We start from the raw sequence: 15,182 nt of genomic DNA, 5'->3' as shown, positions 1-15,182 counted from the left end.
TAAACCCGGCGCCAGCGACGATTTCTTCCATCACCCGTAAGTCCGGCTAACACCATGTTGAAGCGCTACCCGTCCATTCAGTCGATGCAGGCGTTCCTGCAGGCCGCACGCGTCGGCAGTTTTTCGAGCGCGGCGCGCCAGTTGTCGCTCACGCATAGCGCGATCAGCCAGCAGATCCGCACACTCGAAGAGTTCGTCGGCCAGCCGCTGTTCGTGCGCGAAAGCGGCCGCGTGGTGTTGACGGACGCGGGTGTGCTGTTCGCGAATCAACTGGCGGATGGCTTCGAGCAGATCGATCGGGCGTTGTCGTCGGTCAAGGAGCGCACGGTCAAGCAGTCGATCACGCTCGAGGTCGACCCCGAACTCGCTCAAAGCTGGCTGGTCGCCCGTTTGCCCGCTTTGCTCGGCAACTTGAGCGGCACGTCGTTGACGCTGCTGTCCACGCCGCGTCACGAGCGTAGTGCGTTCGAACGCGTGGATATCGCGCTGCGATACGGGTATGGAGAATGGAACGGTTTCGAGAACGCGCTGATCGGCACTGACCGGTTGACGGCGGTCGGCTCGCGTTCGTTGCTGCAGGCACGCGGCCTCGACACGCCGCTCACACCCGAGCAATTGCTGGAATTACCGTTGCTCGGCTACACGAAACGGTCATGGATTCCCTGGCTTGCGGCGGCCGGTATGCCCGCTGTCGAACCGGACGCGGTCGCCGTCTTCGATAACGCCGCGGGATTGATCGCGGCAGCCAGTGCAGGCGTCGGCGCGGGCCTCGCGCGCGGCCTGCTGGCCGCTGACGCAATCCGCAACGGCACGCTGATCGAACTCACGCAAGTGGAAATTCCGACGCACTACAACCTGTACGCCGTGTGGCCGCGCGACAAAGCAGAGCGTGTCGCGCCGTTGATCGACGCGATACGCGAACTGGTCGCGCAAACGGTCAGCTCACGCTAGCCGCGACCTCTCGCACGGTCTCCAGAAACAACGCCAGCACCGGCGAGGGCGCCTCGGCGCGATAACGCGCGTGCAGCGACACCTCTGGACGCGGCGCGGCCACCGGCACGAACGCCACGCCGCCCGTGGACAATTGCCGCGTGGACGAAGGCAGCAACGCCACGCCGAGCCCTTCGCGCACGAGGCACAGCAGCGTATGCACCTCGACCACCTCCTGTTCGATCCGCGGCGTAAACCCTGCTTCGACGCAGCAGTCCTGTAAGAAGCGCGCAAGCTGCGACTGCCGCAAGCCGAACGACACGAAACGCTCCGCCTCCAACTCGCGCAACGCCAGTTCCTCGCGCGCGGCGAGCCGGTGACCCAATGGCAGTGCCACCACGGCGGTTTCCCGCATCACCACTTCGCTGCGAATCTCCGGATCTTCATGCGAGACACGGAAGAAGCACACGTCGAGACGCCGCTCCTTCAGCGCGAGAATCTGCGCGGCCGGCGTCATCTCATGCAGCGTCCAGTGCACTTGCGGATGCTTCTCCGCGAAAACCCGCAGCGCACGCGGAATCGGCTCGACCATCGCGGAACTGATGATGCCGATCTCGAGACTCCCCACTTCGCCGCGCCCCGCGCAACGCGTCAGATCGATCGCACGTTCGAACTGCGCGAAGATCAACGGCACCTGCTCCTTAAGTGTTTTCCCTGCATCGGTGAGTTCGACACGGTGTTGCGAGCGCGTAAACAACGCGGTGCCCATCTCCTCTTCGAGGAGCCGAATCTGCTGACTGAGAGGCGGCTGCGAAATGTGCAGGCGTGCGGCTGCCCGGCCGAAATGCAGTTCGTCGGCAAGCACCGCGAAGTAACGCAACAGCCGGATGTCCATATCGCAAACGTATCAAGATGGTGGTTAAAAAATATTGTACAGAGCGTTTTTCTCTTGTGAGACTGCATCGCAAGCAGCAGTGCACGTCAGTGTGACACTCGATGCCGGCGAGGGGAAGGCGCACAAAAATGCGCCTTGCAAAGGGCCGCATGGGTCAGCCCAATGGGCTGAGTCCATCGATGCGCCTGCCCGCGATCCGGCAACTGGATACACCAGTTCCTCTCAAGGAGATCGAGTACATGATCATCGACACCAGCTGTTATCCGACCAACCTGGTCGACCTCGCGTGGCGCCATGACGGCGAGCCATTTTCCGGCGAGCGTCTGATCGAGGTGATGGACGGGCCGTACTTCATCAACGGCAAACCTCGTCGCATCGACAAGGCGTTCATTCAACCGCCGCAAGGCAACACCATTTATACGTGGACCGACGGCGACCGCTCGGGCCGCGAGTCGATCGACGACTACATGGCTTATACCGTGGAAATGGTTCAGAAGTACCCGGACCGTCTGCTCGGCTGTTTCGTCTACAACCCGCGCTGCGGTCCCGAGAACGGCGCGGAAGCGATCGAGTTCTACGCGAAAGAACACGGCTTCAAGATGGTGCAGTTGCAGGCCAACATGCATGCGTACCGCCCCGACCGCGCGCTCGACTGGTTGCGCCCCGCGTTGCGCAAATGCGCGGATCTCGGCCTGCTGGTGAAGCTGCATACCGGCGACGGCCCGTACAGCATTCCGAGCGAGTGGTATCCGCTGATCCGCGAATTCCCGTCGGTGAATTTCATCATGGCGCACTTCGGGGTGCAGACCGGCGGCGTGTATTGCTTCGAGCCGTATCAGATGGCGCTCGACACGCCGAACGTGTATTGCGAGTCGAGCTGGTGCCTGCAATCGCGAATCGTCGAATTCGCAAAAGTACTGCCTACGCACAAGATTCTCTACGGCTCCGACACGCCGCCGAACGAACCGGGCATGTGGCTGCGCCTGCTCGAAGTGTTGTGTCACGAGCCGCCGCAAGGCCTCAACCTCGACGAAGACACGCTCGAGGATTACCTCGGCAACAACCTCGCCCGCATGATCGGACTTGAACCGAGCGCACCGCCGCGAAGCGTCGAGGAAGCGCAAGCCTATCTGAAACAACATGCCGGCGCCGCCAAAAAGCAACACGCCGGCCAGGCCGCCTACGCAGGAGCCCGCTGATGATCATCGATACCCATCTGCACCCCACCAATCTCGTGGACGAAGCGTGGCGCCATACCGGCGAGCCATTCACCGGCGAACGTCTGCTGAAGATGATGGACGGTCCGTACATCATCAACGGCAAGCCGCGTCGTATCGACATGGGTTTCATTCAGCCGCCGCCCGGCAACACCGGCTATCGCGACGGCAATCGGCGCGGCCGTGAAGGTATTCGCGACTACATGTCGTATATCGCCGAACTCACGCAGAAGTACCCCGATCGCTTTATCGGCAACTTCACGTACAACCCGCGTTGGGGTCCGGAAAATGGCGCGGCCGAACTCGAATTCCACGTGAAGGAGTACGGCTTCAAGATGCTCAAGCTGCACGCGAACATGCACGGCTACCGGCCGGATCGCGCGCTCGACTGGTTGCGCCCGGCCATGAAGAAATGCGCGGAGCTCGGCGTGGTGGTGCTGATTCATACCGGCGACGGACCGTACACGATCCCGACGCAGTTTTATCCGATCATCCGCGAATTCCCGATGGTGAATTTCATCATCGGTCACTTCGGGATTCAGACGGGCGGCAACTATTCGTTCGAGGCCTTCTGGATGGCGATGGATACGCCGAACGTGTATTGCGAATCGGGCTGGTGCTATCAGTCGCGCATCGTCGAGTTTGCTCGCGAATTGCCGCGCAACAAGATCGTGTTCGGTACGGACTCGCCGCCGAATGAGCCGGGCATGTGGCTGCGCGAACTGGAAATGCTCTGCGGTCCCGCGCCGCAAGGCATGAATCTGGACGAAGACGGTCTCGAAGACTATATGGGCAACAACATTGCCCGTCTGGTCGGCATCGAACCGACCAAACCGCCGAAGGACCTCGCCGAAGCGGAAAAACGTTTGAAAGCGACGTATGTGAACGACGTCACGCAGCCGGCCTAAGGCTCGTCGACGCAGCGAGGCGGGCGCGATTTTCGCCACGCCCGTCTCGCGCACCGCGTCCGTGTCTGCTTTCGCTTTCGTTATTGCTTGAGTCTTAGCTTTTGCTTTGGACGGAGTTCACTATGGCGGACAACCTCTTCCGCGACACGCAGGACTTTCATCGCTTTGCGCTTGCGTATCGCGAGCAGTATCCCGACGACGTATTGACGCTCTCGCAGCCGCTTTCCGCCGATCAGGACGTCACCGCCGTGGTCGCGGAACTCGCGGCACGCGGACAGCACCCCATGCTGATCTGCGACCAGGTCGACGGCATCGCAACGCCGCTGGTCACGAATTTCTTCGCTTCACGCACACGCATTGGACGGCTGTTCGATGTCGACGCATCCGGTTTATTCGACGCGTATCAGCAACGTGCGAATGCGCCGATTGCACCAGTTTATGTTTCTAGTGGTCCCGTTCTCGATCAGGTCATGGAAGGCGACGCCGTGGATCTCACGCAGTTGCCGATGATCCGCCACTTCGATACCGACCGTGGCCCGTACGTCACCAACGCGGTGATCGTCGCCGAAGACCCGGTAACGGGCGTGGCCAATCTCAGCTATCACCGTTCGATGCGGCACGCGCGCAATGCCCTCGCCACCAGCCTGCATTCGCGTGGCCACCTCTGGCGCATGTTGCAAATCGCCAAGGCACGCGGCGACACGTTGAAGGTCGCGATGGTGATCGGCGCCCATCCGTTGTTCATGCTGGCGGCCGCCGCGCGCCTGCCGTTCGGCACGGATGAGCGTGCCATTGCGGGTGGTCTGTTCGGCGCACCGCTGGAGTTGGTGCGCACGCCGCGCTACGGCATTGGTGTACCTGCATCGGCCGAGTTCGTGCTGGAAGGCACGATCGATCCCGACGCGCATGCCGAAGAAGGCCCATTTGGTGAATTCACCGGCTATTCGTCGGACCGCTCGACCAACAATGTGCTGCGCGTCGATACGATGATGAGACGCGACGACGCGTGGCTCGTCGACGTAGTCGGTGGCCCCTACGCCGAGCATCTCACGCTGGCCCGCCTGCCGCGCGAAGCGGAGATGAGCGAAAAGCTCAAAGCACGCTTTCCCTCCGTCACCGCGCTGCATTACCCGAATTCAGGCACGCACTTTCACTGCTACGTCGCACTGAATCAGACACGCGACGGCGAAGCGCGTCAGATCATGCTCGCGCTGCTCGGCTGGGACCCGTACCTGAAAAACGTCGTCGCGGTGGACAGCGATATCGACATCACCAACGACTCACAGGTGCTGTGGGCCATCGCGACGCACTTCCAGCCGCACCAGGACGTGTTTATCGTCGACGGCTTGCCGGGCAGTCCACTCGATCCTTCTTCGTCGGCGGCGGGCACGACGTCGCGCATGGGGATCGACGCCACGCGCGGCTCGCAGTTCGACGGCATCCGCGCACAGATCAGCGAACATGCGTCGCAACGCGCCGTGGACATCCTGGCCCGCGCCGCGGGAGCACAACGATGAACACGCGGCGGCTGGTAGTCGGCATTAGCGGCGCGTCCGGGTTTATCTACGGCGTGCGCCTGCTGCAATTGCTGCGCGAACTCGATATCGAAACGCATCTGACGGTCTCGCGCAGCGCGTTACTCACGATGACGCACGAAACCGACTACAAGCTCGCCGACGTAACCGCACTTGCCGGCGTCACCTATCGGTGCGACGACATGGCCGCCGCCATCTCCAGCGGCTCGTTCCGCTCGATGGGCATGATCGTCGCGCCGTGTTCGATGAAGACGCTGGCCGAAATCGCCAGCGGCATGTCGTCGACACTGATCTCCCGCGCCGCCGACGTCACGTTGAAAGAGCGCCGCCCGCTCGTGCTGCTGGCGCGCGAAACGCCGTACACGCTGGCCCATCTGCGCAACATGACGGCCGTCACCGAAATGGGCGCGATCGTCGCGCCACCCGTACCGGCGTTTTACGCGCGCCCGGCTTCACTCGACCAGATGATCGACCACACGCTGGGCCGTGTGCTGGATCTGTTCGGTCTCGAAGCGGGCACCGTCAAACGCTGGCGAGAAACTGAAATACCCGCGAACGCACCCGCACCCGCACCGCAACCCGCCTGATAGCCGAACCGCAGCACGAACGATGAAACGGAGAAGAGCCATGAATCACATTCACACGACCCACAACGACATCGAGAAAATCCCCGTCACGGTGCTGACGGGCTTTCTCGGCGCCGGCAAGACCACCCTGCTCAACTACATCCTGCGCGAAAAACACGGCCGCAAGATCGCGGTGATCGAAAACGAGTTTGGCGAGATCGGGATAGACGGTGGCCTCGTGCTCGAATCCACCGAAGAGATCTACGAGATGACCAACGGTTGTGTGTGCTGCGTCGGCGCGGTACGCGAGGATCTGGTGCGAATCGTGCGGATGCTGGTGGAAAGGCCGGACCGGCTCGATCACATCATCGTCGAAACGAGCGGGCTTGCCGATCCGTACCCGGTCGCGCAAACCTTCTTTCTCGACGATCCCATCGCGAAGCAGGTGACGCTGGACGCCGTCGTCACGATGGTCGACGCAAAGCATATCGCCGCGCATCTGGACGATCTGGTGCTGGACGGCAGCGACAACCAGGCGGTCGATCAGATCGTGTGCGCGGATCGGATCGTGATCAACAAGGTGGATCTGGTCGGCCCCGACGATATTGCCTCGCTGACACAGCGCATTCGCGGACTCAACGCGACGGCGCAGATCGTCGAATCGAGCTACGCGCAGATCGATCTGGACAGGATTCTCGGTGTGGGCGCGAACGAGTTCTCGCAGATTCTGGTCGAGTCCGACGGTCTGCACGAAGAAGAGCACACGCACGACACACACCAGGCGCACGCAGACCACCACGAACACGAAGACGAAGACGAACACGACCACCATCAGCACGCAGACCACGCCGACCACCAGCACGACGAAAGCGTCTCCTCGGTGGGCATTGAAGTCGATGCCGACATCGACCTCGACGCGCTGCAAACCTGGCTCGCCGAACTGCGCGACACCGACGCCGCCAACCTGTTCCGGATGAAAGGCATTCTCGCCGTACAAGGCCAGTCGCACCGCTATGTACTGCAAGGCGTGCACAACGTCATCGAACTGCGTGCGGCGCAAGTGTGGGGCAGTGAACCGCGCTCGTGCCGCATCGTATTCATCGGCCGCGATCTCGATCGCGCCGCACTGACCGACCGCTTCCACGCCTGTCTTGCCGTGCCGGTTGCGGCCTGACGGGAGATCCGACCGACGCGTGAACTACGACTGCACGGCCCGCGCCGTGCGGCCTGACCTCGCGCGCCGATCGATAACCACAATCGCAGCAACCCTCTTGCATGGGAGACACGCCATGAACACCGCCCTACACCCTGTCGATCGCATCCTGCCGAAGCGTCAGATGATCACGCTGGGTCTGCAGCACATGCTGGTGGCTTATATCGGCGCCATCGCCGTGCCGCTGATCGTTGCATCGGCCTTGAAGATGTCGCCGGCCGACACGACCGTGCTGATCAGCACGGCCCTGTTTTGCTCGGGCATTTCGACGATTCTGCAAACTGTCGGCTTCTGGAAGTTCGGCGTGCGTCTGCCGATCCTGCAGGGCGTCGCATTCAGCAGCGTCGGTCCGGTGATCGCGATCGGCACGAGTCCCGGTGTCGGCTTTGCCGGCGTATGCGGCGCGGTGATCGGCGCGGGTCTATTCACGATGTTCGCCGCGCCATTGGTGGGACGCTTACGAAGATTTTTCCCGCCAGTGGTCACCGGCTGCATCGTGACCGTGATCGGTTTGCAGTTGTTCCCCGTCGCGTATCAATGGGCGGGCGGCGGCGAGGCCGCGCAGCAGCAGTTCGGCGCATTGCCCTTTCTCAGCGTCACGCTGTTCGTCGCGCTCGTGATTCTCGGCATCAATCGCTTCGCCGGTCCATTCCTGCGCAATCTCTCGGTGCTGATCGGATTGATCGCGGGCGGCATTCTGGCGTGTTCGCTCGGCATGGGCAACTTCGCGAGCGTCGGCGCCGCTCCGTGGTTCACGATGCCGCTGCCGTTTCATTTCGGCACGCCCGTGTTCTCGCTGGTCCCGGTGCTGACGATGATCGTCGTCATGGTCGTGCAGATGGTCGAATCGATGGGCCTGTTCGTCGCGATCGGCGATATCGTCGACAAGGAAGTCAGCGAAGACGATGTCGTGCGAGGCATGCGCGCCAACGGTCTGGCGAGTGCAATTGCGGGCATGTTCGCGGCCTTTCCGTTTATCGCGTTCATGGAGAACGTCGGCCTCGTCATTCTGACCGGCGTGCGCAGTCGCTGGGTGGTGGCGATCAGCGGCCTGCTGATGTGCGTCGTGGCGCTGGTGCCGAAGATCGGCGCGGTGGTGGCCTCGACGCCGTCGGCGGCGCTCGGCGGCGCCGGTATCGCGATGTTCGGCGTGGTGGTCGCGGCCGGCGTGCAAACGCTCGCGAAGGTGGACTTCGAACGCAATCGCTACAACGTGCTGATCGTCGGTTTCACGATCGCGACCGCGCTGATTCCGGTCATGGCGCCGCAAGTCTTCAAACATATGCCCGACTGGACGCAACCGTTTCTGCACAGCGGCGTGGTGCTGGCGTGCCTCGTCTCCGTCGTGCTGAACGCGGTGCTCAACGGCGCGCATGAAGAAGAAGTCGTGCCCGCCCACCACATGGTCCGCGAATAGGCGATCGACCTCCGCGCGGCGCTCGCGCGGCTTTTCATGCGCGGCAAAACATGCGCGGCCGCTTCGCGCTAACTGAAAGGACATTGAATCGTGAGCATGCAAACTGAAGCGTTGCTGATCAAGAACCCTGTCGCGGTGATGAGCGGCATGACCGGAGACCGCGCGCGCCTGGGCCAGGTCGATCTGCGCATTCGCAACGGGAAGATCGAGAGCATCGGGCCGAATCTCACGCCCAGAGCCGACGAGCGCGTGATCGACGCGCGTTCCTGCGTCGTCTATCCGGGCTGGGTGAATACCCACCACCACCTGTTCCAGAACCTGCTGAAGGCGGTGCCGTCCGGCATCAATGCGGACTTGCAGGAATGGCTCGCCGCCGTGCCGTATCCCCGCCTCGCGCGCTTCACGCCGGACCTGGCGCGCGTCGCCGCGCGGCTGGGCATGGCCGAACTGCTGCTCTCCGGCGTGACGACTTGCGCCGATCATCACTACCTGTATCACGCGGAGGGCAGCACGGAAACCGGCGACCTTCTGTTCGACGAAGCGGCGTCGTTCGGCATGCGCTTCGTGTTGTGCCGCGGCGGCGCACTACAGGCAGCAGGCGATCACCCCGGTTTTTCCAAGCTCGCGCTCAAGCCGGAAACGCTCGATCAGATGCTGGCCGACATTGAACGGTTGAAGGCGCGATATCACGATGCGGGCGATGCATCGATGCGCCGCGTCGTCGTCGCGCCCACCACGCCGACCTTCTCCCTGCCGCCTGAATTGCTGCCGGAAGTCGCGCGGGCGGCGCGTCGGATGGGCCTGAGGTTGCACACGCATCTATCGGAAACGACCCGCTATGTCGACTTCTGCAAGGAGCGCTTCGACAAGCTGCCCGTCGAGTTCGTCGCGGATCACGAATGGCTCGGCCCGGACGTATGGTTCGCGCATCTCGTGCATCTGCAGCCGAGCGAAATCGCCCTGCTCGCCGAAACCGGCAGCGGTTGCTCGCACTGTCCGGTGAGCAACGCGCGACTCGGCAGCGGCATTGCCCCCGCTCCGCAAATGGCCGCGGCCGGTGTGCCGATGTCGCTGGCCGTGGACGGCGTGGCGTCGAACGAATCCGGCAGCATGACCAACGAAGCGCATTTCGCCTGGCTGGTGCATCGCGCGGCGCAGGGCGCAGCGGCAACCACCGTCGAAGAAACCATTCATTGGGGCAGCGCGGGCGGCGCGGGCGTGCTCGGTCTCGACGCGGTCGGCACGCTCGACGTGGGCATGGCGGCGGACCTCGTACTCTATGACGTCGGCGATTTGCGCTTCAACGGCTTTCACGATCTGGCGGTGGCGCCGGTGACTGCGGGCGAACCGGCGCGTGTGCGCTACAACGCGGTGAACGGCCGCGTGGTGGTGGACAACGGTGTGATTCCGGGCCTCGATCTCGACGCGCTTCGCCATGAAGCCGCCGAAGGCGTGAAGCAACTGCTTGCCGACTAAACGACCCACCGCCATGCAAAGCAGACGAATCCGACTCGGCATATTGACGCCGTCGTCGAACACGGCGCTCGAGCCGATCACCGCCGCGATGTTGAGCGATTTGCCGCAGGTCAGCGCGCATTTCGCGCGCTTCACCGTCACGGAGATCGCGCTGTCGGAGCCGGCGCTCGGTCAGTTCGACGCGGGCCGGATTCTGGCGGCCGCGCATCAACTGGCCGACGCGCGCGTCGACGTGATTGGCTGGAGCGGCACGTCGGCGGGCTGGTTGGGGTTCGAGCGCGACCGGGCGCTGTGCCGTCAGATTACCGAGGCGACGGGCATTCCCGCCACGACCTCGGTTCTCGCGCTCAACGAAATCTTCGACACCACGGGCGCGCGGCGCTTCGGCCTGGTCTCGCCGTATCTCGACGAAGTACAGCAGCGGATCGTGCGCAACTATGAGAAGCTCGGCATGGAATGCGTAGCGGAACGGCACCTCGGCTTACAGGACAATTTCCGTTTTGCCGAGGTGCCGGATACGCAACTCGCGATCATGATGCGCGAGGCCGCCTTCGCGCGGCCCGATGCGGTCACGACCTTCTGCACGAATCTGCACGCGGCGCATCTGGTACGCGCCTTTGAAATGGCCACCGATATTCCCGCCTACGACACGGTCGCCACCGTCATATGGAAAGCACTGCGGATGCTGGACATCGATACCGCGCCGCTTGCCCGCTGGGGACGCCTGTTCACCGACGTGACGTAAGGTCGAGCGACATCGCACCCTGCGTTATTCAAAGAGCATAGACCGATCGAATTTCTGCAATTACGCGTTCTTAAATAATAAATCTGGCCTATCTTATTCCGTGACGTGTCTTTCAAAACCCACGTCATGGGATATCACCCGCCCATCGGCACATCCCTCGTCGGACCCAAGGCTTTTTACTTAATACATGCGCCGAATCGGCATGGGCACGGTCGTCCCGCTTCCGCGATGGCGGCGGGTCCGCGCTGTCGCCGTTCCCTTGTCCGCGATCGGAGCGACATTCCGAGGATAACCATCACCATGAACGACATCGAACAACTCGAAGCGCAACTCGCCCGACACCACACGGCGCTCGCCCATCACCCGGTCTTCCACGCGATCGAAACCGTCCACGGCTTGCGCACCTTCATGGAATGGCACGTGTTCGCCGTGTGGGATTTCATGTCGCTCGTCAAACGGTTGCAGGCCGATCTCACGACCGTCACGCTGCCGTGGATCGCGCCGCGCAACGCGAGCGCCGCGCGGCTGATCAATCAGATCGTCCTCGGCGAGGAATGCGACGAAACGCCGAAGGGTCCCATGAGTCACTTCGATCTGTACCTGCATGCCATGCGCGACGTCGGTGCAAGCACCGAGCGGATCGAGCGGATGATCGGCTTACTGGCCGACGGCGCGAGCGTGCAAAGCGCAATGAGCGCGGTCGACGCGCCCGCGCCGGTGATCCGCTTCGTCAACTCGACCTTCGCGACCTGCTACGAGGGCGCGACGCATCAAGTGCTCGGCAACTTCTTCTACGGCCGCGAGAACGTGATTCCGGACATGTTCCGCACGCTGCTCGCGAGTTGGAGCATCGACCGCGCCGGCGTGCCGCTGCTCAGCTACTACCTCGATCGTCATATCGAAGTGGATTCGGGCGAACACGGTCCCGCCGCACGAGCGATGATCGCGGAGGCCGCGGAGGGCGACCCGTGCAAATTGCGCGAGGCACTGGAAGCGGGCCTGATGGCGATCGATGAACGCATGTGCCTGTGGGACGGACTGCACGCGCATCTGATCCGTCAGCGAGACGCGATCGCCGTCTGAAGCCGCGCGTGGCGCGTGGCGAGTTCGATGCATCTCGCCACGCGCCACGCTGGTCCGCTCGCGAGACACTCACGGTTTTGCATCGACGTCCCGGCGCGACCCATGCTTTCTGTTACTGCCGCGCCGCCACTTCCGCCGCAGGGCGCTTGAACATTTGCGCGACGATCACACCGACGAGCGCCGTCCCGCCACCGAGCAGGTGATACGGATGCAAGGTTTCACCGAGCATCGCAATGGCGATCAGCGCGGTCGCGATAGGCAGCACGTTCATGAACAACGCGCAGCGGTTCGGGCCGAGGTGTTTGACGCCTTGCATCCACAGGAACGGCAACACTACCGAAGCCAGCACGCCCGCGTACAGGATCAGCGGCACGCTCGCGCGAGTCGGCACGGCTTCGGCGGCCGGCAGGCGCAACAGCATCGGCAGCATGAACAGCAACGCGAACAACGCCTGCAGGTAGGTGGATTGCCACGACGGCAAGCCGACATGCCAGCGCTTGAGCAGCACGCCGTACAACGCGTAGGCGAGTGCGGCGAAGATCATCAGCAGATCGCCGAGATGCGCGCCATTGTCGAGCAGCATCGCGGGATTGCCCTGCGTGATCAGATACACCACGCCGACCAGCGACAGCACACCGCCGCCCACCATGCCGCTGGTGGGCGCCTCGCCGAGCAATGCCGTGCTCGCGACCATCGTCATCAGCGGCACCAGCGCGGTGATGATCGACATGTTGGTCGCCGTGGTGGTTTTGGCCGCTTCGTACGAGAGACTCTGGAACAGCGCCATCGCGAGAAAGCCGAGCACGGCCAGCTTCGGCAGTTGCGGGACGATCGCCGCGCGGTTGCGCCAGGCCGGCTTCAGCGTGAACAGGCTCATTAGCGCGACCGCCAGCAGTAGGCGGTAGAACGTGATCGCCGACGGGTCGATGGTATGGGCGGACAGCTTCGAGACGATCACGTTGCCGGCCCACAGCAGGATTGCCACAAAAGGAAACAGGAAATACGATCTCTTCATAGCGCGCTCGGTGACTGTCGTTGGGATGAAAAGGGGCTTCGAAGTGAACCGGAATAATGAGCCCGCGCGCCAGGTCCGTCTCGCGCGAAAAAGTCTTTACTTGTCGCAGAACGGTCAACCTTTCGGCCAATGGCAAAAACACGCATGAATGCACGCACCGCCCACGTCACCCTCGCTGCGCAAAAGCGCACCGAGACGCCGACCGCGCCCGGCGCGCACGTGCCGTTCGAAAGCACACCCATGCCGGTGTCGGCCATGGCTGCGTGGTATCCGCACGGCACGCTGATCGCGGCGCACCGGCATCGGCGCGCGCAGCTGCTGTATGCGATCGAAGGCGTCATGATGATCGAGTCCGCCACGGGTTCGTGGGTCGTGCCGCCCACGCGCGGCGTGTGGCTCGAACCGGGCGTCGACCATTCGGTGCAGATGAGCGGCGACGTGAAGATGCGCACCGTGTTCGTCGAGCCCGGCGCGGCCGCGCAGTTGCCCACGCGCAGTTGCGTGGTCGAAGTGCATGCATTGCTGCGCGAGTTGATCCTCGCGGCGATCGAGGTGCCGCAGGACTACACCGCCGGCTCGCGCGACGATCATCTGATGCAGTTGCTGCTGGCGGAGTTGAATGCGGTGCCGCTGCTGCCGCTGTATCTGCCGTGGCCGACCGACGCCCGTTTGCGCGCGGTGTGCGACAGCGTGGTTGCCACGCCTGACGACAACCGCACCATCGCCGCATGGGCGGCGACGCTGGAGGTATCGGAGAAGACGTTTCATCGCTGGTTCCAGCGCGAAACCGGGTTGACGTTCGGGCGTTGGCGGCAGCAGGCTCGCTTACTCCTCGCGTTGAAGCGGCTCGCGCACGGCGAGAAGATCATTGCCGTCGCCATGGACCACGGCTATACGAGCCAAAGCGCGTTCGCGGCGATGTTCAAGCGGCACTTCGGCGTGGTGCCATCGGCGTTTTACGCGTAGGTTCTTCGCGGGTTGCGTTAAAGGCACGCGTACCGCGAGAGGAACGCACGAGAACGCACGAGAACGCGCGCTCGTCGCGCCCTTGTGCGAACACGGCATGGGTATCAGCGTCTCGATGGCATCGCGGGTGGCTGCGCGGCGAGCCTCAAATGCGCGACGCCGTCCGACAGCGGCGAGGTCGCTTGCTGCCCGTCGCGCTGACGGATGCTGATCGTCCGGTCACGCTCGTCGCGCGAACCGACCACCACCAGAAGCGGCACCTGCTTTTCGCGGGCGTCGACGATCTTCTTCTCCAGCCGCTCGGGCCGGCTGTCGACCAGTGCCCGGATGCCCGCGTCGTCGAGCGCTTGCAGAACCTCCTGCGCATAGGGCGCATTCGCCTCGCTGATCGTGGCGACGACAACCTGCTCCGGCGCGAGCCACACGGGCAACCATCCCTCGTGATGTTCGAGCAGCATCGCGATAAAGCGCTCCATGCTGCCCAGCACCGCGTGATGGATCATCACCGGCCGCTCGCGTTCGTTGCGCTCGTTGACGAACTCCGCGTCGAGCCGCTCGGGCAACACGAAGTCAAGCTGGATAGTGCCGCATTGCCAGCTTCGTCCGCGACTGTCCGTGAGATGAAACTCCAGTTTGGGCCCGTAAAAAGCGCCCTCGCCTTCGAGCAGATCGAACGCCAGGCCCGCCGCGCGCGCGGCATTCGCCAGCGCGCTTTCCGCGTGATCCCACGTGGCTTCGCTGCCCGAGCGCGCCGCCGGCCGCGTCGCCAACGCGACCTTGAAGGCGGGAAAGCCGAGATCGGCATACACCGCGCGCAGCAGCGAGCAGAAGCGCCCCACTTCCGCCTCGATATGCGACTCCGCGCAGAACACATGCGCGTCGTCCTGCACGAAAGCGCGCGTGCGCTTCAGGCCTTCGAGCGAGCCCGACGGTTCGTCGCGATGACACGCGCCGAACTCGCTATACCGAACCGGCAACTCGCGATAAGAACGCACGCGCTGATTGAAGACCTGCACGTGGCACGGACAACTCATGGGTTTCAGACACAGCGCGCGCCCTTCTTCCGCGTCGGCGAGCGAGTACATCGCCGCGCCGAACTTCTCCCAATGGCCGCTCTTTTCCGAGCTTGTGTGAAAACGCGCTGATCGCCTAAACTGGATTAACTCATTCAGCATGGGTGACCGGATGAAGCGATTCATAGAAGGTGAAGATCGCA

14 protein-coding genes are annotated in these 15,182 nt (G+C 63.2%); 11 read left to right on the top strand and 3 right to left on the bottom strand.

All coding sequences use genetic code 11. The features are described 5' to 3' along the window. The first annotated feature begins 54 nt into the window (after positions 1–54). Positions 55–951 (top strand): LysR substrate-binding domain-containing protein, encoded by an 897-nt coding sequence (locus BX591_RS32005; protein ID WP_111935323.1) that lies wholly within the window; start codon positions 55–57, stop codon positions 949–951. Here BX591_RS32005 and BX591_RS32000 read toward each other — a convergent pair. Further along, the gene (locus tag BX591_RS32000) at positions 938–1,825 is read right to left on the bottom strand and encodes a LysR substrate-binding domain-containing protein (protein WP_111935322.1); all 888 of its coding nucleotides are present in this window, start codon (positions 1,823–1,825) and stop codon (positions 938–940) included. The genes BX591_RS32005 and BX591_RS32000 overlap by 14 nt on opposite strands. A 239-nt stretch (positions 1,826–2,064) precedes the next feature. On the opposite strand from BX591_RS32000, the gene BX591_RS31995 reads away from it, so the two are divergent. From BX591_RS31995 to BX591_RS31955, 9 genes are all read left to right on the top strand, one after another. Next, the gene (locus BX591_RS31995) at positions 2,065–3,024 is read left to right on the top strand and encodes an amidohydrolase family protein (RefSeq protein ID WP_111935321.1); all 960 of its coding nucleotides are present in this window, start codon (positions 2,065–2,067) and stop codon (positions 3,022–3,024) included. Continuing rightward, positions 3,024–3,950 (top strand): amidohydrolase family protein, encoded by a 927-nt coding sequence (locus BX591_RS31990; RefSeq protein ID WP_012428924.1) that lies wholly within the window; start codon positions 3,024–3,026, stop codon positions 3,948–3,950. Before BX591_RS31995 ends, BX591_RS31990 begins: the two co-directional genes overlap by 1 nt. 122 nt (positions 3,951–4,072) lie before the next feature. Then, on the top strand, positions 4,073–5,467 hold the full coding sequence (locus BX591_RS31985) for a UbiD family decarboxylase (RefSeq protein ID WP_111935320.1): 1,395 nt from the start codon (positions 4,073–4,075) through the stop codon (positions 5,465–5,467). After that, complete coding sequence (locus tag BX591_RS31980) at positions 5,464–6,072, top strand: UbiX family flavin prenyltransferase (protein ID WP_111935319.1); 609 nt, start codon at positions 5,464–5,466, stop codon at positions 6,070–6,072. Before BX591_RS31985 ends, BX591_RS31980 begins: the two co-directional genes overlap by 4 nt. Positions 6,073–6,112: 40 nt before the next feature. Beyond that, positions 6,113–7,225, top strand: a complete 1,113-nt coding sequence (locus tag BX591_RS31975) for a CobW family GTP-binding protein (protein ID WP_111935318.1) — start codon at positions 6,113–6,115, stop codon at positions 7,223–7,225. Between the two features lie 115 nt (positions 7,226–7,340). Continuing rightward, positions 7,341–8,681 carry a nucleobase:cation symporter-2 family protein gene (locus BX591_RS31970; RefSeq protein ID WP_111935317.1) on the top strand — a complete coding sequence of 447 codons (1,341 nt, stop codon included), beginning with the start codon at positions 7,341–7,343 and terminating at the stop codon, positions 8,679–8,681. A gap of 96 nt (positions 8,682–8,777) precedes the next feature. Beyond that, the gene (locus BX591_RS31965; RefSeq protein ID WP_420849448.1) at positions 8,778–10,157 is read left to right on the top strand and encodes an isoxanthopterin deaminase; all 1,380 of its coding nucleotides are present in this window, start codon (positions 8,778–8,780) and stop codon (positions 10,155–10,157) included. 13 nt (positions 10,158–10,170) lie between these two features. After that, a complete protein-coding gene (locus BX591_RS31960) occupies positions 10,171–10,902 on the top strand; it encodes a maleate cis-trans isomerase family protein (protein ID WP_111935315.1) in 732 nt (243 codons plus the stop codon). Positions 10,903–11,202: 300 nt separating this feature from the next. Continuing rightward, on the top strand, positions 11,203–11,985 hold the full coding sequence (locus BX591_RS31955; RefSeq protein WP_111935314.1) for a DUF3050 domain-containing protein: 783 nt from the start codon (positions 11,203–11,205) through the stop codon (positions 11,983–11,985). A gap of 112 nt (positions 11,986–12,097) precedes the next feature. Here BX591_RS31955 and BX591_RS31950 read toward each other — a convergent pair whose 3' ends face one another. Beyond that, on the bottom strand, positions 12,098–13,000 hold the full coding sequence (locus BX591_RS31950) for a DMT family transporter (RefSeq protein WP_111935313.1): 903 nt from the start codon (positions 12,998–13,000) through the stop codon (positions 12,098–12,100). A 240-nt stretch (positions 13,001–13,240) separates the two neighbouring features. On the opposite strand from BX591_RS31950, the gene BX591_RS31945 reads away from it, so the two are divergent. Beyond that, positions 13,241–13,966, top strand: coding sequence for an AraC family transcriptional regulator (locus BX591_RS31945; protein ID WP_111935363.1), 726 nt, complete (start codon positions 13,241–13,243; stop codon positions 13,964–13,966). Between the two features lie 104 nt (positions 13,967–14,070). Here BX591_RS31945 and thrS read toward each other — a convergent pair whose 3' ends face one another. Next, entirely contained in the window at positions 14,071–15,141 is a 1,071-nt protein-coding gene (gene thrS / locus BX591_RS31940; RefSeq protein ID WP_276330790.1) for a threonine--tRNA ligase, read from the bottom strand. Positions 15,142–15,182 lie beyond the last annotated feature (41 nt).

This window comes from Paraburkholderia bryophila (assembly GCF_003269035.1).
Taxonomy (GTDB): domain Bacteria; phylum Pseudomonadota; class Gammaproteobacteria; order Burkholderiales; family Burkholderiaceae; genus Paraburkholderia; species Paraburkholderia bryophila.
Note: the sequence above shows the minus strand (reverse complement) of the source record. Positions and strands in the feature narration are given on the sequence as shown.